At 40.3% G+C, this 13,351-nt stretch carries 9 protein-coding genes and 1 tRNA gene; 4 read left to right on the top strand and 6 right to left on the bottom strand.

Going from position 1 to position 13,351, the window contains the following annotated elements; translation table 11 throughout:
* The first annotated feature begins 42 nt into the window (after window positions 1–42).
* Window positions 43–624 carry a dCTP deaminase gene (dcd, locus tag HXT39_RS00235; RefSeq protein WP_004109442.1) on the top strand — a complete coding sequence of 194 codons (582 nt, stop codon included), beginning with the start codon at window positions 43–45 and terminating at the stop codon, window positions 622–624.
* Between the two features lie 574 nt (window positions 625–1,198).
* Window positions 1,199–2,392 (top strand): tryptophan synthase subunit beta, encoded by a 1,194-nt coding sequence (gene trpB, locus HXT39_RS00230; RefSeq protein WP_004109446.1) that lies wholly within the window; start codon window positions 1,199–1,201, stop codon window positions 2,390–2,392.
* Window positions 2,393–2,558: 166 nt separating this feature from the next.
* Here the strand turns inward: trpB and HXT39_RS00225 are convergent, their stop codons facing one another.
* From HXT39_RS00225 to ahpC, 3 genes are all read right to left on the bottom strand, one after another.
* Window positions 2,559–3,461, bottom strand: coding sequence for a LysR substrate-binding domain-containing protein (locus HXT39_RS00225; protein WP_103013737.1), 903 nt, complete (start codon window positions 3,459–3,461; stop codon window positions 2,559–2,561).
* Window positions 3,462–3,502: 41 nt separating this feature from the next.
* Window positions 3,503–5,176 (bottom strand): alkyl hydroperoxide reductase subunit F, encoded by a 1,674-nt coding sequence (gene ahpF / locus HXT39_RS00220; protein ID WP_103013738.1) that lies wholly within the window; start codon window positions 5,174–5,176, stop codon window positions 3,503–3,505.
* Window positions 5,177–5,303: 127 nt separating this feature from the next.
* Complete coding sequence (gene ahpC, locus HXT39_RS00215; RefSeq protein WP_004119771.1) at window positions 5,304–5,867, bottom strand: alkyl hydroperoxide reductase subunit C; 564 nt, start codon at window positions 5,865–5,867, stop codon at window positions 5,304–5,306.
* A gap of 353 nt (window positions 5,868–6,220) precedes the next feature.
* Here ahpC and HXT39_RS00210 point away from each other — a divergent pair, with 353 nt between their 5' ends.
* Both HXT39_RS00210 and HXT39_RS00205 read left to right on the top strand, forming a co-directional pair.
* On the top strand, window positions 6,221–7,399 hold the full coding sequence (locus tag HXT39_RS00210) for a lipase family protein (protein WP_103013739.1): 1,179 nt from the start codon (window positions 6,221–6,223) through the stop codon (window positions 7,397–7,399).
* A gap of 345 nt (window positions 7,400–7,744) precedes the next feature.
* Window positions 7,745–10,501, top strand: a complete 2,757-nt coding sequence (locus tag HXT39_RS00205; protein WP_103013740.1) for a Rib/alpha-like domain-containing protein — start codon at window positions 7,745–7,747, stop codon at window positions 10,499–10,501.
* 68 nt (window positions 10,502–10,569) lie between these two features.
* Here the strand turns inward: HXT39_RS00205 and HXT39_RS00200 are convergent.
* The 3 genes from HXT39_RS00200 to HXT39_RS00190 all read right to left on the bottom strand — a co-directional run bounded on the left by HXT39_RS00200 (window position 10,570) and on the right by HXT39_RS00190 (window position 13,236).
* Window positions 10,570–10,643, bottom strand: a tRNA-Gly gene (locus tag HXT39_RS00200).
* Window positions 10,644–10,773: 130 nt separating this feature from the next.
* The gene (locus HXT39_RS00195; protein ID WP_076002503.1) at window positions 10,774–11,652 is read right to left on the bottom strand and encodes a M48 family metalloprotease; all 879 of its coding nucleotides are present in this window, start codon (window positions 11,650–11,652) and stop codon (window positions 10,774–10,776) included.
* Window positions 11,653–11,757: 105 nt separating this feature from the next.
* Window positions 11,758–13,236 carry an FAD-dependent oxidoreductase gene (locus HXT39_RS00190; RefSeq protein WP_103013741.1) on the bottom strand — a complete coding sequence of 493 codons (1,479 nt, stop codon included), beginning with the start codon at window positions 13,234–13,236 and terminating at the stop codon, window positions 11,758–11,760.
* Between the last annotated feature and the right edge of the window lie 115 nt (window positions 13,237–13,351).

Raw genomic sequence — 13,351 nt, 5'->3', positions numbered from 1 at the left:
AGTTACTGATGTATAAGCTTTATTGCAAGGAGATTTGACGTCATGCTGTTGTCTGATCACGACATTCTCAAAGCTCATGATGAGGGTCATATTGATTTGACCCCATGGACCCCGGAAATGGTACAGCCTGCGTCGATTGACGTGCGCCTCGACCGTTTTTTCCGCTTATTTAACAACCATGCTTACACGTATGTTGATCCTGCAGAAAATCAGGGTGAACTTACAGAACAGTTCGAGGTAGCTCCTGACGAGCCATGGATTCTTCATCCTGGAGAGTTCGCACTCGGCGCTACGTGGGAGTATGTAAAACTTGACGCTACTATTGCTGCACGTTTGGAAGGCAAAAGCTCGCTTGGTCGTCTTGGTATTTTGACACATTCCACAGCTGGCTTCATTGATCCAGGTTTTGAAGGTCATATTACTTTGGAGCTTTCAAACGTTAGCACTTTGCCAGTTAAACTTTGGCCTGGCATGAAGATTGGTCAAATGTGTTTCTTCCAGTTAAGCTCACCATGTGAAAACCCATACGGTTCAGCCGTTAACGGATCGCACTATCAAGGTCAGCGCGGTCCAACTCCATCACGTTCGTATGAGCATTTCTATCGCGCTGATTTAAGCGAATAATATTTTTAGAAAAATGATTCCGTTTTTAGAAAAGTAATTCCTAAAATAGCAAGATTTAGAAGAAAAGTAGATAATTCTCAGGTAATTATCAGTTAGCGTTACTGTTCTGCTCAGAATAGTGTGATTATATAATATTGTCGACAAAAAGGCAGGTGCAGAGCACCTAAAACTTATTCTTTTCTTCTCTCCTTTATTTCCCCGGCGCATAGACGCCGGGGTTAAATTTTTTCTGCACGAAACGCCGAATTAACACTAAAAGGTTGACATTGTCACAGCTAAGGCTAAACTTGTGCAACAAGATTGGAGGTTGATGAACATGAATACTCGTTTCTGGCGCAGCTGGCGTAGTTAAAAGCGAGTTCACATATCGGTGTGGGCTTGCTGATTTTAAACAATCAACGGGGCTATGCCGGATTCATCATCAACATTATTTGAGCTGAATGGCATATAAGCTGCCATCCAGCTTTTTGTTATCTGAGCACACGCCCTTCAAATTTACAAAATAATCGACATAAAAATAATAAAGAACAAACTTAATGCCGATTTCCTCGGCACGCACAAGAAGGGCAAAATTATGGTAAACGCAGTTGAACAAAACATGTATTACGGTGAATTTGGCGGACAGTACGTACCAGATATGATTCGTCCAGCACTCGACGCAGTAGCAGCAGCTTACTTACAATACAAAGACGATCCAGAGTTCCGCAATGAATTAGCTGGATTATTAAAAGATTACGACGGTCGCGAAACACCTTTATACTATGCTGAATCTTTCACAAAATATTTAGGCGGCGCAAAAGTATATTTAAAGCGCGAAGATTTAAACCATCTCGGCGCTCACAAAATGAATAATGTTCTCGGACAAATTTTACTCGCTCAACGCATGGGTAAAAAGCGCATTATCGCTGAAACCGGAGCCGGTCAGCATGGCGTTGCCACTGCTGCTGCAGCAGCACGATTCGGCATGGAATGCGAAATTTTTATGGGCGCACTTGATTGCGAACGCCAAAAACTTAACGTTTTTAGAATGACTTTGCTCGGTGCAAAAGTTCATGCTGTTCAAGAAGGCACAAAAACTTTAAAAGATGCTGTAACTGCAGCATTTATGGATTATGCACAGCACTTGGATGATACCTTCTACATCGTTGGCTCCGCAGTGGGACCTTACCCTTATCCACAAATGGTTCGCGATTTTCAAAGCGTTATTAGCAAAGAGTCGAGAAGGCAAATCCTAGAAAAGGAAGGCAGATTGCCGAATGCTGTAATTGCTTGCATTGGTGGCGGTTCTAATGCAATTGGTTCTTTTGCAGCATATATTGATGATCTGTCTGTACGATTGATTGGTGCTGAAGGCGCAGGTAAAGGCGCTGATACTCCTCAAAATGCTGCTACTATGACGAATGGAAAAGTTGGCATTACGGATGGCATGAAAACTTATGTTCTTATGGATGATGACGGTAACGAGCTTCCAGCCTACTCTATTTCTGCGGGATTGGATTACCCTGGAGTCGGCCCAGAACACTCATATTTAAAGGATTCTGGTCGCGCAGAATACTACGCAATCACTGATGATGAAGCAGTTCAAGCTTTTCGCGCACTTTCTAGAGTTGAAGGAATCATCCCAGCTTTGGAAAGCTCACATGCAATAGCACAAGCTATGAAGATGGTTCCAAAGATGAGTAAGGATGACATTGTTTTAGTAACAGTTTCCGGCCGTGGAGATAAGGATGTGAATCAAGTAGCACGCTATCTTGGAATTGAATTATAAATCATTAATTTAGCAACAAATAAAACACAGCAAATAAAACGAGGCAGATAATTCTCAAAATAAAGTGAGAATAAAAAGTAAGAGAAGAAGAACATGGCACTTCTGTAGCTAACATAGCATACAGAAGTGCCTATTTTTATTTTTATTTTTAAGCAGAATATCCCACTTATTTTTTATGCAAATCAGAGCATGCTGAACTAATTATTGTGCACAATCCTTCCATAATTTTGTCTACTGGAGAAGCTGCGCGCCAATTCAAATATAACGATCGATAAGGTTTAGGATTCTTAAACTCACGCAACATCAAACCAACTGGTTGCACAATTGGAGGTACAGTTGCAAGACGCGGCAATAATGTCACATCTTTGCTACCTACAACCATATATCGCAAAGTTTCTAACGACGTTGCCCTAAATTCTGATTGCTTCGCCCCCACTTTTTGGCATACATCGAGCATGCTTCTACGCATACAATGCCCATCTTCTAGTAAAAGCACTTTCTGAGTAGACAAATCTGAAAGTTCAATTGGTTTACTCTCGTGTCCTAGCAAAGAATTTGTAGAAGTCGCAAGAAGAAAATCTTCGTCAAAAACATGACACACTTTTATTGAAGGCGCATTCAAACTTTCGCTTAATATAGCTGCGTCGACTTGACCACTATCTAGCAAATCAATAAGTTTCGCTGATTTTTCTTCTATAAAACGAATAGTAAGTTTTGGTTTTAAACGCCTGAGTGCAGGCATAATTCTTGGAAGTAAGTATGGTCCTAACGTTGGGAACACACCCAAAACTACTGTAGATGACCATGGATCTTCTGAGCGTCTTGCAGCTTGTCGAATACGTGACATATCTGCCTGAATACGTTTAGCGTAATAAACCACTTCCCTCCCAGCAGGAGTTAAGATTTGTTTCCCGGGAGTGCGCTCAATAAGTTCTACGTCTAAAGTCTCTTCAAGTTTTTTAATTTGCGTTGAAAGAGTAGGCTGAGAGACGCGCATACGAACAGCCGCCTTGGTAAAGCTTCCTTCTTGTGCAAAAGCTATTAGATATTCTAACGCTCTAATATTCATAAGACGCCTCCCATTGTTTATTGCATAATAAATTTTATAAATTATTTATTTTGCGGGCTGCGGATAAGATAGTCAAATGCAGATAACGCAGCATTGGCTCCAGAACCATACGCTGTAACGATCTGCTTATACGGTTCGTCTGAACAATCTCCAGCAGCAAAAACACCCGGAGTATCAGTGCATCCAGCGCGATTCGTAATAATTTCTCCTCGATTATTGAGAGAAATATTATTTACAAGCCAACGAGTATTCGGAGCTAAACCAATTTGCACAAAAACCCCATCGGTTTCAACAATATGTTCTCTGTTTTCATCATCGTCTGCTTTATTGCGATCTATGTAACGTATTGCAGTAACTTTACTACCATTACCTTCAATACTACTTACGGCAGCACTCGTAATAACTTCAGCGTTAGGTAATTTATGCAAAGTATTAAGCAATACTTGATCAGCTTTAAGCACATCCATGAACTCAACCACCGTCACATGTTTTGCAACTCCTGCTAAATCAATAGCAGCTTCAACACCAGAATTTCCGCCGCCAACAACGACAACATTCTTATCTTTGAAAAGTGGGCCGTCGCAATGAGGGCAGAATGATACGCCTCTATTCCTATACTCATCTTCTCCAGGAACGCCCAACGTACGCCAAGTCGCGCCAGTTGCAATAATCACTGCACGCGCTTTCAAAGATCCGCCAGAACGCGCATGAATAGTATGTAACCCATATGGTTCCTTAGATAAATCGAGCGAGTCTGCCCAATCAGGAGTAAATACGTCAATATCGTATTGAGAAATATGCTTAGTTAAATCTGCTGCTAGTTGAGAACCAGTCGTATGCGTTTGGGAAATATGATTTTCAATACTTTCAGTTTCTACAACCTGTCCGCCACGATGATCCATAATCATAGCCGTACGCAAACCCTTACGAGCAGTGTAAATTGCGGCAGCAGAAGCAGCAGGACCGCCGCCAGCAATAACAATATCGTATGGATTTTGCGAATTCATTTTTTCTGCGAGCGCAACATTTGCCGAAGAAACGCTATTACCATTATTGCCATCCTCATCCTGCTTAACAGATTTTTCTTGTGATGCAAGCACAGATACAAGTTCGTCAATTCCTGCCCGTCCGGAGGAAATAAGTTTGCCATTTTCAAAAACTGCTGGCACGCTCATTACACCGAGTTTATCTACTTCTTCACGGAAAGCGCTACCTTCAACTACAGTATGCTGAATTTTAGGGTTAATAACAGAAATGGTATTAAGCGATTGCACAACTTCTGGGCAATTCAGGCAAGTTACCGACATGTATGTTGTCACATTGTGTGAACCAAGCTTTAGTATTGCATCGCGTTGCTCATCACTAATTTTTGGCGCATAGCCACTTACTTGTAGAAGCGCTAATACTAAAGAACTGAATTCGTGCCCTAAAGGCAATCCCGCAAAACTAACCGATACAGTAGATTTTCCATTTACTGGATTATCTAGTTTTCTACGCAATTCAAAGCTTGGCTTACGCTTTACATTGCTAATTTCATTATTATTTACTTCAGAAATACTAATTTTGTCACTTTGCTGAGATACTTCTTCCAGTAAGGATTTAACTTTTTGAGATGTTTCAGAATTATCAACGTAAGAAACGATCTCTATTTTAGATACCATCTTTTTTAGTAATTCTGAAAGCTGAGCAGTTAATGACGCATTCAACAAAGACATAATTTACTTCCTTCGGTAATTTTAGTCACAAGTAAAAATAAGCGAATGCGTAGGAAACTATGAACGTAGCTCCCTACGCATTGAGAATATTCTTTAAAAAAGATTCTTTAATATTTAATTGCAAAAATCAGATTTTGCCGACTAAATCGATAGAAGGTTCCAAGGTTTCTTCGCCCTGCTCCCATTTTGCTGGGCAAACTTCGCCTGGATGCGCTGCAATATACTGTGCTGCTTTAACTTTACGAAGGAGCTCGTCGGCGTTACGACCAATTCCGTCTGCGGTCATCTCAAAGAACTGAATCATACCTTGCGGATCCACGAGGAACGTAGCGCGATGAGCTAAACCGGATTCTTGATTCCAAGCATCAAAGTTACGCGAAAGAGCTCCGGAAGGATCACCCAACATAGTGTACTTTACTTTTGCAATTGCTTCAGAATCGTCATGCCATGCTTTGTGTACAAAATGCGTATCCGTAGAGACTGAGTAAACTTCAACGCCTAACTTTTGCAATTCCTCATAGTGGTTTGCAAGATCTTCCAATTCAGTTGGGCATACGAATGAAAAATCAGCTGGATAGAAGAAGAAAATTGCCCATTTGCCAAGAACATCAGTATCACTTACTTCAACAAATTCGCCATTCTTATAACCATTTACTTTGAATGGAAGAATATGTGTGTTCATTAAACTCATATCATTCTCCTAAATAGGTCATTTGCGCCTTCGTTGCGCTTTTATTTTCATTATTAAGAATAGATTATGGCTATTGATAATTCTAGTTATATAGATGTTTTCTATGACTCTTATACACATCGTCAATGATTTTAGTAAACAAAAAAGGAGCAACAACATTTATTTAGAAGTATGGACTTTTGTTTATGTAGACTATACAATTGATGAACTGTGTAGAATAGCAATTGTGGCGGCAAAATAAATTTCGATTAATTTATATAACGCACGTAGTTAACAAAGAGGTGCTACAAATCGTAAACAGTCGTCCTATACATTTGTTGACTACAAAACTAAACAAAATATGGGAGGATACTATGAAACGCAATGCAGTAACAGGGTTTTTAACTAGCCTATGCATGCTCTTGAGCCTATCTGCTTTCGCAATGCCAGCAATGGCAACAACCGCAGATAATTATGCAAAAACTCCACTTACTGCTGAAACAGCTAAACAAATCGCAAATGGAACTATAGGCTTAGATTTACCTGGGGCTTTGGATATGTCTTTATATCACAAGAAGCCTCTTGATCCACAAGCTGATTTAGATGGTGACGGCTTAACTAATAGTCAGGAAATTTACACTTACACTAAAGACGGTAAGACTTATTATGGGTACAATTCTCACCCTATGATGAACGATACCGATGGCGATGGTATTCCAGATAATCAAGACAGCAATCCTCGCAGGTGGGATATTAGTCCTCGCGATATGGCTTTATTCTCTGAACTTTCTTATCGAGATGATAATTACATAAATAAGGTACTCGATTACACTAAACCGCTTCACGACATTTACAAAAATCGCAGTGAGTACCGCCTTATGCACAACGAGCTTGCACCATTCTGGAAAGTTAAGGAAACCTACCACAAAAGGAGAGGATTTGATGCTGTTTTGTTTGAAAATGTAAGTCCATACCCATTCTTAGAACAAGGCACTGTTCAAGTACTAGCAATTCGTGGAACTTCCCAATTTAATGATTACGATGATGATTTTGCAATAGCTGTAGGTCATAACCCAGATCAAGCTAAAGATGTTGAGCAGTTGATTGAGCGTTATGGTCGCGAAAATACTGTTAGCAATTTGTATATTACCGGACATTCCCTCGGAGGATATCTTGCACAGCGTGCTTTAATTCGTGCTAAAGGCAAAGGCTACAACTGGATTAAGAAAATTTACACATTCAATTCACCACAAATTTGGGGAAATATTTTCAACCGTTGGTTGCGTGCCGTCGCCAATACTGGCGATAAGCTCACTCGAGAAGGTTACGCTGTTCATTACAAAGTAGACAACGACAAGGTTATTCGTTCTGTTGGCAATTTTGCTGGAGCTATAAGCGTCAGCAATTCTGCGCAAGGACATAGCTCTCGAAGCTATCTTGAGGCCCGTATGAACAATTTCCCAGGTTTCACCGTAGGTACTAGAGGAGATATTTCTGGCACTGGACGTTGGATGGAAGAACTTAACAACTTCTACGATGTTCGCACGTTCTAATTACTGCTAATTAATGATTATTAATTAGCACCAGCAATAGATAGCTATCTCGTGTAATTTATTAACAATAAGCTAAGTGCTGATTTACCGATGATTCATTAATATCACAAGTAGCTCAGTGCTTTTCCTATATCAATTAATCTAATGAAATTCTTTCCTATTACACCGCATCAGCTTAAGTATTAACTTTTGGTACTTATTAAAATTATCTGATTCAACTAGATACAATTTTATAAAGTTGTTAAATCTGATAAAACCAACACGTTGAGCTAAATCTGTTGTGCTGCTCGCAAAAATATTTTCAAAATAAAGTAGAAGTCTGTACAAAAAGTAAGGAATAGCAGTATGAGAAAAGTAAGTACCGTTCACACAATTAGTGGAATTGTATTAACTTTTGGTTTGATCATTTCATCGCTGGTTTACATACCTTCGCTAGCAACAACCGCAGCGGCAGAAGAAACATCACCAGTGCACGTACCTCTTACCGCACAAACCGCTCACGACATTTCTACTGGTCGAATTCGTTTGGAAAATAATCAGATTGATTCTTTGCTTTACCATAAAGCCGCGCTAGATCCAGATCAAGATAGCGACGGCGACGGTCTGAAGAACAGCGAAGAGCTTTACACTTACGTAAAAAACGGACGCACATATTACGGATATAATTCGCATCCACTTATTAAGGACACCGACGGCGACGGATTAGATGACAAAAACGATAGCAATCCTCGCAGGTGGGATATTAGCCCTCGCGATATGGCGCTTTTTATGGAGCTTGTGTATAGGGAAGACAGCTACGTCAAAGAAGTACTTGACTACTCAAAACCGCTCAGGATTATTTATGAAAATCGCAATGAGTACCGCCTTATGCACAACGAGCTTGCACCATTCTGGAAAGTTAAGGAAACCTACCACTTCGGGAGTGGGTTTGACGCTATCCTTTTTGAAAATGTGAATCCTGCGTACCCATTTATTAAGCAAAACGGCGTGCAAGTATTAGCAATTCGCGGCACTAAAGGCGCAACAGATGTATGGAATGATGTCTTGCTTGGAACTGGCTCAAACCCAGGCCAAGCTGCTGATATAGATAAATTAATTGATGAATATAAACAAAAGAACACTGTAAGCAATTTATATGTTACAGGTCACTCTTTAGGTGGGTACTTAGCACAAAGAGCCTTAATTCGAGCTAAAAGTAGTGGCGCAACTTTTAATATTAAAGCTTATACTTTTAACGCTCCGAGAATCAAAGGTAATATATTCAACAGATGGCTTTGGGAAACATCTGATTTTGGCGATAAACTAACTAAAGAAGGTTATGCCGTTCATTATAAAGTTGATAACGATACAGTAATAGGCGGAATAGGAAATTTCGAAGGTGCAATAAGCGTAGGAAGTTCTGGAGCCGGTCATGGATCCAGAAGCTACTTTGAGCCTAGAATGAATGCTTTCCAAGGATTCACAGTTGGCGAACGCAATAAAATTGAGGGAACCGGTCGCAAAATTGATGCACTCGACGGATTAGTTAACGAACCAGTTATTAAAACTGACGAACAAGCTTTCGAACCTAAAATTACGAATATTGACATTATGGAAAATGATCCATTGCCAAAAGGCACAACAATAAAGCATCTTCTTAATCCTAACGATATACCGCAAGGCTCTACCATTACAGACATTACAGAATACGACAAAATTGACACTTCTCAATGCGGCAACTACGAAGGGAAAATACTACTCGTACTATCTGGTAGAATATTAAAAACTATTATAGTTCCAATAACCATTCATAAACGATTGGCTAATATCGAGGAACTTCCAAATGTTACTGCTGAACCTGGCAAGAAAATAGAAGTCAAAAAAGACAATAAAATCCCCGATAATTTCGACTTCAAACCATACTTAAAAAACTTACCAGAAAACAGCACAGTACAAGTTGTAAAACAACCAAACACAACAAACACTGGAGAAACAACATTTATCATAGAAATAACCTTTGCAAACAAAGCAAAACAGAAAGTAACTCTTAAAGCTCACGTTGTAGAAATCATTCCAGCAACACCACTAAACCCAGCTAAAAAGAGTATTACGTGGGCCGAGTTAATTCCTGCAAAGAAATCAACACCATGGATCGAGCTAACACCAGCGACACCAGCTCCAACACCAACTCCCGTACCTCCGACACCTGTTCCACCGACACCGGAACCAACGCCTTCGCCTACGCCGACACCGACGCCTGATCAACAACCTGCAGTGCCTCTGCAGCCGAAACCAAACCCGGTGAATCCAACACCCGTTCCGCCAAAACCTGCGCCTAAACCAGAGCCACAACCTGTTCCACCAACACCAGAATCTCATTCTGGCAACAGTGAGCACTCTAGCAATGGCGAATCTGATAAGTCTGCAAATAGCACAACCCCACAGACTAATAAGTTCGATCAAGACCATAAGGAAATTCCAAGCATGGGATTTCCCGGACCAACGCATCCTTCCAAAACTCTACAAACTCCTGCAGTTAGTAACGATTCTATGCGCGAAAACCACATAGAGCTTAACGCAAACTCAGAATCACACACATTACAGCAACAGATTCCATCAGCACCAAAGAGTATTGCAGATTTACTTCCAGCGTTGTGCAACACTCTCACCGTCGGGAATAATAACATTGCTTATGCGGGAAAAAACAACCATATCACTGTTACAGTAAATGCAACATCAGAATTCATGCGCAGATTACAACTAGAAAAAGCAGTAAAAGCTTATGCCTACATATATTCCAACCCTAAACTTCTTTATAGCGCAAATGGAATGAAATATGTAACAGTTCACATTAATGAATATGGCAGAATTGTATTCGACGTAGTTATCCCAGAAGAATATAAAGGCAATCATACGATTGTCCTTATTGACGAAAACGGTAAACAAGTTGCGTGGACGAATACTTTAGTAAAGAAAGACCCTCATTTACACAAACAATCCACAATAGCCAATAATGCACTCCCTCGTACTGGAATACAAATAATTCCAATTGTATTTAGCGTTGCATTAATGCTGTTTGCTAGCACAATTGTGACAATTGCAAGAAAAAGAAAGTTTAACTAACGCGTAAGTTGTAGTTTTTATACATCCAATGTACAAAAACTACAACTTATACAATTTTACAATCTGAATGGAGCGGATGACGGGAGTCGAACCCGCCTCTGAAGCTTGGGAAGCTTCCATTCTACCGATGAACTACATCCGCATGCTGTAACTAAAAGCAAACTAGTTTCAACAACCATCTAAGGGTATCATGCACAGCTTACCGCTTCAATATTTAGGAATCAGTTTATGAACTCAATAAACAAGACAAGCAAGTTCAACAAACAAAATATTCATGCAGCAATGCTCATTAAACGCCCAATCCTATCCTGAACAGTAGGACGCGCAGTACACAAACGCACAAGCGCAGGAGCGTTATTATTCCACGGACAAATAATCATCAAAGAAGCAACAGCCTGCAATCCAGCAGTAGATTTCATCTCGTGAAGCTGCATGCCGTAAGTAATTTTATTAAGTGCGGAAGCAAGCGCAGCAAAATCTCCAGTAATTTCACTACTTCCCTTATCTGCGTCAAATTCACGCGAACCAGGAATAATTGCATTGATAATAACAGAAGCAATAGGAGCGAATAAAATATTCAAAAATTTACCAATAAATTTGCAATACTTGCGAATATCACGACGATATGTATCACCGACATAAACAAGCCAAGAACCAACGTACGTTAATACTGTTGCTGTAGCAGTAGCCAGCGAAGAAGCGAGAATATCATGATTATAAATATGAGTTAATTCATGACCAATAACACTACGTAACTCGCGCTCGTTAAGAATATTAATCAAACCACGAGTACAACATATACTCGCATGACGCTCACTTCTACCAGTTGCAAAAGCATTAGGACTTTCGTAGGGAGAAACCATTACTCGCGGCATAGGTTTACCAATTCGAGCAGATAAATCTCTAACCATTGCGTAAAGCACAGGCTCTTCTTCTTCACTAACCTCTGTAGCATGCATAGCAATAATCGCAAGCTTACTTGAGCACCAATAAGCAAAAACACTAAATGCAATACCAGGAATAATGAACCATATTAGTGAAGACAGATGCGAGCCAGTAAGAACCCAACATAAGGCAAGAAAAAGCCACACAACAACAAAAAATAGTGCGGCTTTTAAGCTGCCATAGTGTATTCTCAAGCCTTTCAACATATGAGCTATCTTAATAATGCGAACTTAAATTTTTCTGAATATATACTGCGTATTTACTAACTACAAACTTAAATACTAAGTAATATTTTCAGTTTATTTAGGGCATTATTTGCTACCTAAAGCAATATTTACAAGTTCAGAAGCTGAAACAACTTTCTTTCGAGTTCTCTGCTCATTGGCTCCAAGTTCACGCTCATAAGAGTCAACTCGCTTCCAACCGGCGTAATCAATTGGTTTAATGCCCTTTTCTGCCAATAATTTATCTATAGAATTTTCATCGCGATCAGGTGCGATTCGCCTAGCATTGCCAGCTTTAGATAAATCTTCAAGCATATTATTAACAATCAAAAGAGCATCAGATTTTGTAGAGCCGATTAATCCTACCGGCCCACGCTTAGCCCAGCCAGTTGCATACAATCGCTCACGAACTTCGCCATTTTCTACAGACTCCACTAAGCGCCCATCAATATTTGCAAGCAAAGTACGCTTTTCGTCGTAAGCAATACCTGCAACTTCTGCAGGATGGTAGCCAATGGCATGGTATACAGCTTGAACGGCGTATTCCTCGAACTCTCCAGTACGAGTCATTTTGCCATCGGCGCTTGTAGTCGTGCGCTCAACTCGTATTGCCTTCACATGTCCATCTTCACCAAGAATTTCTACCGGCGCACAGTTGAAGTGGATAATATAGCGTTTGTTGGCTGGCTTCCCCTCAAAATCAACGTTTCCGCCATCTTCCATATCTTCAGCCATATCGCGAATAGCGAAAAGCTCCTCAACCATTTGACGCGTGAGCTTATCGTTACCGGCTACTTCAATAGTCTCATCGTCAAGTTCAAAATCATCCTCATTAATAACAATTTGCACTCCGGATAACTTTTCCATTTCGCGCAATTCTTGAACAGAGAATTTTGCTTGGGCAACTCCACGACGAATAAATAAATGCAAGGTTTGGGTTTTATTTTTTTGCAATCCCTCATACACGTCATCTGGAATATCCGTATGAGCGCGCAAATAATCAGGATCTCGTAAAAGCTCACGAGCAACATCCATTGCCACATTTCCGCCACCAATAACAGCTACTTCCTTGGCTTCAAGCGGCCATTCTCGATTGCTAGTTGGGTATCCATCGTACCATTCTACGAATTTTGCAGCTCCGTACACTCCGTCTAAATCGGCACCTGGAACTCCTCGAAGAGGCCTATCTTTCACAGCACCCGTTGCAAATAACACAGCATCATATCTATGAAGTAAATCTTCTAATGCAATATCTTTACCAAATTCAACATTTGCATAAAGATGAATATTTGGATTATCAAGCGTCTTTTCAAGCGCATCCGCAATAAATTTGATACTTGGATGGTCAGGAGCTACTCCGTAACGCACTAAGCCGAAAGGCACTGGCAATTTTTCAAAAAGATCAATGCGAGCGCTAGAGCCTAATCCCAATTCTTCTCCACGCTTTGCAATCTGACGTAAGAAGATATCGGAAGAGTACACTCCTGCAGGGCCTGCTCCTATTACAGCAATACGCAGTTGAGATGTTTCTTGTGAAACATTTTCGTTTAAGTTATTTTTTTCCATTATTATCCCCATATTGAACTGTATTATACGGCACTTTTCGCCGTTTTCGCGCTATTTAGCGCGGCCTACAAGCATAGGTTGCCTCAATCACTCAGCAGCGTAACTGTAAAGCGTT

This window comes from Gardnerella sp. DNF01159, from assembly GCF_049244215.1.
In the GTDB taxonomy this organism is placed as follows: Bacteria; Actinomycetota; Actinomycetes; order Actinomycetales; family Bifidobacteriaceae; genus Bifidobacterium; species Bifidobacterium swidsinskii.
Note: the sequence above shows the minus strand (reverse complement) of the source record. Positions and strands in the feature narration are given on the sequence as shown.

What these genes read in the sequence shown, in the direction of transcription:
- dcd (WP_004109442.1), top strand. Translation starts at nt 43, where the DNA reads ATGCTGTTGTCTGATCACGACATTCTCAAAGCTCATGATGAGGGTCAT.
- HXT39_RS00210 (WP_103013739.1), top strand. Translation starts at nt 6,221, where the DNA reads ATGAAACGCAATGCAGTAACAGGGTTTTTAACTAGCCTATGCATGCTC.
- HXT39_RS00225 (WP_103013737.1), bottom strand. Translation starts at nt 3,461, where the DNA reads ATGAATATTAGAGCGTTAGAATATCTAATAGCTTTTGCACAAGAAGGA.
- HXT39_RS00195 (WP_076002503.1), bottom strand. Translation starts at nt 11,652, where the DNA reads ATGTTGAAAGGCTTGAGAATACACTATGGCAGCTTAAAAGCCGCACTA.
- trpB (WP_004109446.1), top strand. Translation starts at nt 1,199, where the DNA reads ATGGTAAACGCAGTTGAACAAAACATGTATTACGGTGAATTTGGCGGA.
- ahpF (WP_103013738.1), bottom strand. Translation starts at nt 5,176, where the DNA reads ATGTCTTTGTTGAATGCGTCATTAACTGCTCAGCTTTCAGAATTACTA.
- ahpC (WP_004119771.1), bottom strand. Translation starts at nt 5,867, where the DNA reads ATGAGTTTAATGAACACACATATTCTTCCATTCAAAGTAAATGGTTAT.
- HXT39_RS00205 (WP_103013740.1), top strand. Translation starts at nt 7,745, where the DNA reads ATGAGAAAAGTAAGTACCGTTCACACAATTAGTGGAATTGTATTAACT.
- HXT39_RS00190 (WP_103013741.1), bottom strand. Translation starts at nt 13,236, where the DNA reads ATGGAAAAAAATAACTTAAACGAAAATGTTTCACAAGAAACATCTCAA.